Origin of the sequence: Microcystis sp. M061S2, from assembly GCF_020245605.1 — a bacterium.
Taxonomy (GTDB): Bacteria; Cyanobacteriota; Cyanobacteriia; order Cyanobacteriales; family Microcystaceae; genus Microcystis.
Map to the genome: position 1 here is coordinate 1 of NZ_JADBUP010000034.1, position 3,714 is coordinate 3,714.

3 protein-coding genes and 1 pseudogene are annotated in these 3,714 nt (G+C 38.0%); 1 reads left to right on the plus strand and 3 read right to left on the minus strand.

Translation table 11 applies throughout. From position 1 onward, the window contains the following. A pseudogene (locus IM475_RS07025) lies at positions 1 to 717 on the minus strand (hypothetical protein); the annotation flags it as partial. A 946-nt stretch (positions 718 to 1,663) separates the two neighbouring features. Between IM475_RS07025 and IM475_RS07030 the strand changes: the two are divergent. Beyond that, positions 1,664 to 2,341 (plus strand): hypothetical protein, encoded by a 678-nt coding sequence (locus IM475_RS07030; protein WP_287658657.1) that lies wholly within the window; start codon positions 1,664 to 1,666, stop codon positions 2,339 to 2,341. A 53-nt stretch (positions 2,342 to 2,394) separates the two neighbouring features. On the opposite strand, the gene IM475_RS07035 is transcribed toward IM475_RS07030, so the two are convergent. Both IM475_RS07035 and IM475_RS07040 read right to left on the minus strand, forming a co-directional pair. Then, on the minus strand, positions 2,395 to 3,333 hold the full coding sequence (locus IM475_RS07035; RefSeq protein WP_287658658.1) for a GDP-L-fucose synthase family protein: 939 nt from the start codon (positions 3,331 to 3,333) through the stop codon (positions 2,395 to 2,397). A 12-nt stretch (positions 3,334 to 3,345) separates the two neighbouring features. Further along, the coding region (locus IM475_RS07040) for a GDP-mannose 4,6-dehydratase (RefSeq protein WP_287727118.1) at positions 3,346 to 3,714 on the minus strand (369 nt) is incomplete at its 5' end.

Consider the following 3,714-nt stretch of genomic DNA (forward strand, 5'->3'; position numbering starts at 1 on the left):
AATGCTAGGATACCAAAAAGTCGCATTTTTATAACCAGCTTCCACATCATTAAATTTACTTTCATTTCTCATGAAAGCAAGTAAATTTTGACTCGATGGTTTTTGTAGTAGTTCATTTTTTAGCTTAACAATTTCTTCTTTGATTTTTGATATTTTTTTATTATTTTCCTCTAGTTTCTGTTTTGCCTCTTCCGCTTTTACCCGGTTTATCGAATTGTTGGCAGACTGTCCAGCAATTTTCTCTAATAGGGTAGAATCATATTGACTTCTAATAATTCTATTATTATTTTCTAGTATATTAATATTATCTTGTTTTGTTTGTATTTTACTTAATAAAGTTTTATTTTCTTTATTATTTAAATTATTTTTAATATCAGCATATTGCAAACAAATTGGAGAAACTTTACCTAAATGTCCTATTTCTTCATCTTGATAATTATTATTTTTATAATCAACTAAAAAAGTTGTAATTAAATCATAATCTCTATCTGGACTATTATTTTTCTTGTAACTTTGCCATTCGCTGTAACAAGGATATATTTGTTGGGGGCTTAAATGCCACCTACTAATATCATCTAATCCTGTAAAAACATTAACTAAGATGAAAATATCAACAATTATTATTACCAATAAACTTACTTTATTTAATGGTTTATCATTAATCCTTCTTGATCTCCTGAAAAACTGATTCCACAAATTATTAAGTTTAGTAAACATAATCTACTCCTAAGTACAGGACAAAAAGGATGATATTTGGAAACTTCCCGCGCTCTCCCCTATGAAGATTATTTTAGCAACAGCATCCGGTTCGCGGGTGATGGGGGAGAATATTTTTGGCTTACTCGATCGCAAAACTTAAAGTTAATTGTGTCATTATGGGGTTAGAGGCGAGACTTTTTTAGCTACCCACCTCTGTGAGTCTAGCAATCTTTCACTCTCTCTATTTCTATCTTTAGTTGGCTTATTTCTCATCTTTCTGAGGTAGGGTGGCCGATGTGTGATTTGGTTCATAGGCATTGGGGGTGGTTCGGGTTTATGAGCAAGGTTATCTACAAGAGGAGCTTATGGATAAATTTATTGGTTTGAGTATGCTGATTTTTGGGTTTGTAATGATGGCCTTTAATCCAGCAGTTGGGGTGCTAGTGGCTCTTTTTGGGTTGATCGTGACTTGGAATAGCGAGAGAACTGTTTCTGTTCGATCACAGGACAGGGATAGGGTTCCTTGTCCTCATTGTGCTGAGTTAATTCAACCGAAAGCGAAGGTGTGCCGTTTCTGTGGGGCCAGGTTTAGATGACCCCTTGTCCTAAGTTTGGGATCGGTGGCAACCCGATCAGAGGTTTCTTCAGTTTTTTGTTACAATTGTTACATTTTTTCACAGATTCTAATTCGATCGGGTGATTTTTTTTGATAGGATTGAACCTATAATTTTACAATAAATAGTTCTTGTTCTCCATTAACCGTGCCAAACTAAGAACTGCGGACAAATCAAGAGTTTTGGCGTTTCAATAGACCAAATAAACTAATAACTGGCAGTTAGTCGGAAATCTCAGTTATTTTTTGCTAAAATTCTCCTTCTACCCGCATTTTCTTGCTTGGAAACAAACTTTTTTCCGCTTTCGTCTCTATCTTTAACTCGCTCCCACTAGGAAACTCAAGGGTAAGATGCTATATTTTCAAAAGCAGGGTCGTCATCATCCTCTGACACTATTAACAATGCTTTTAAGTGCTTCTTTCGTTGTGGTCTCCCTTTCCTTGACTCCTGCGATCGCACGTCAATTCGCCCCAATTAACCCGATTAAACCAATTCCTTTGGGAAATGACCGATTAATTCCTGCTGGCACAGATATCCCTGTAAAATACGAGCAGGGGGAAAAAATTCTTTTAACCAAACAAGAAACTTTTTCTTTATCTCTAACCGTCACCGATAATATCAAAAATTCCCAAGGACAGACAATTATTCCTGATGGTAGTCAGATTATCGGAGAAATTAAACCGGATGGTCAAGGTTCGCGTTTTCTATCCCAAAAAATCTTTTTAAAAACCCGTCAACCCCAAGAAAAATCTATTGATGCTATTTCGGCAGTTTTCACTCGTCTAGAAAGGATAATTAAAGGAGTTAGTCCTGATAAAATTATTCAGGGTGCAGTATTAGGAAAATCCGCCGCTTCTGTCCTCGCTTCTTTTACTTCTGACCAACCGGTTAGCGAGGGATTATTACGAGGAGGAGGATTAGAAGTATTAGCCGGCTGGTTATTACGAGGAGAATCGGTGGAATTATTGTCAATTAACCCCAAGGAAGATTTAAAATTAACCCTTCGTTCTGATTTTACCGGTCAGTAACCTAAAAAAAATCTGGTGTGTTAGTTATTTATCTAACACACCAGCTATCTGGACTAAGCGGCGTTTTGCCGATACCATTCAATGGTTTTTTGCAAACCTTCTTTAAATTCCATTTGGGCAACAAAACCGAATTTTTCCTTAGCGCGGGTTGTATCTAAACAGCGTCGCGGTTGACCATTGGGTTTATCTATTTCCCAAACAATTTCGCCATCAAAACCCATTAAATCACAGATTAATTCGACTAAATCTTTGATAGAAATCTCATAATTTGTACCAAGATTAACCGGGTCTGATTCATTATAGAATTGGCTGGCCATGACAATGCCTTGCGCTGCATCGGTGGAGTAGAGAAACTCCCGGGTTGGACTACCATCTCCCCAGACAGGAAGTTGTTTATCCCCCCGTTGTTGTGCCTCATAAACCTTGCGAATTAAAGCAGGAATTACATGGGAACTACCCGGATCAAAATTATCCTCTGGCCCGTATAAATTCACCGGTAAAAGATAAATTCCGTTGAAACCATACTGCAAACGATAAGACTCTAATTGTACCAATAAAGCCTTTTTAGCGATACCGTATGGCGCATTGGTTTCTTCGGGATATCCTGACCATAAATCGTCTTCATGGAAAGGTACTGGAGTAAATTTTGGATAGGCACAAATTGTCCCCACACAGACAAATTTTTGCACTCCTGCTAGATAGGCAGCGTGAATTAATTGGGTTCCCATCATCAAATTATCATAGAATAATTCGGCGGGTTTTTCCCGATTGAGACCGATGCCTCCCACATGGGCTGCCAAATGGATAATTAAATCTTCTTGGTCGGCTAAACGTTGACAGTTTTCCCAAACTCTTAAATCACAATCCTTTGACCGAGGAATTGTAATTTTTTCGGGATTTGCCCCCGCTGCAATTAATTGATTAACTACTTGCCGACCTAAAAATCCGGCCCCCCCGGTGACAACGATTCTTTGTTCGCTTAAATTCAGCATATTTTCACCTCTTTAATCCACAGTTGTCATTGAACGATTGCGAAGATAAGCCAAATCTTTTAATAACTGTCCGCTATCACCACCGTTATTAAGATTAATCCCCAAAGCCGCTAAATCCGCATCTACCATTAATTTTACCAGTCCCTCGAACGTTACCGACGGCTGCCAACCTAATTTCTCTCTGGCTTTTGTGGAATCTCCTATTAATAAATCCACTTCCGCCGGACGCAAATAACGTTGATCAAACTCCACATAATCCTGCCAATTTAAATTAACGTATTGGAAAGAAATATCGAGAAACTCCCGGATAGAATAGGTTTCATTTGTCGCCACTACATAATCATCCGGTTCTTGCTGTTGTAACATTAACCACATCGCCCG

Coding starts and splice junctions, on each gene's coding strand:
- IM475_RS07035 (WP_287658658.1), bottom strand. CDS start 3,333: ATGCTGAATTTAAGCGAACAAAGAATCGTTGTCACCGGGGGGGCCGGA.
- IM475_RS07030 (WP_287658657.1), top strand. CDS start 1,664: ATGCTATATTTTCAAAAGCAGGGTCGTCATCATCCTCTGACACTATTA.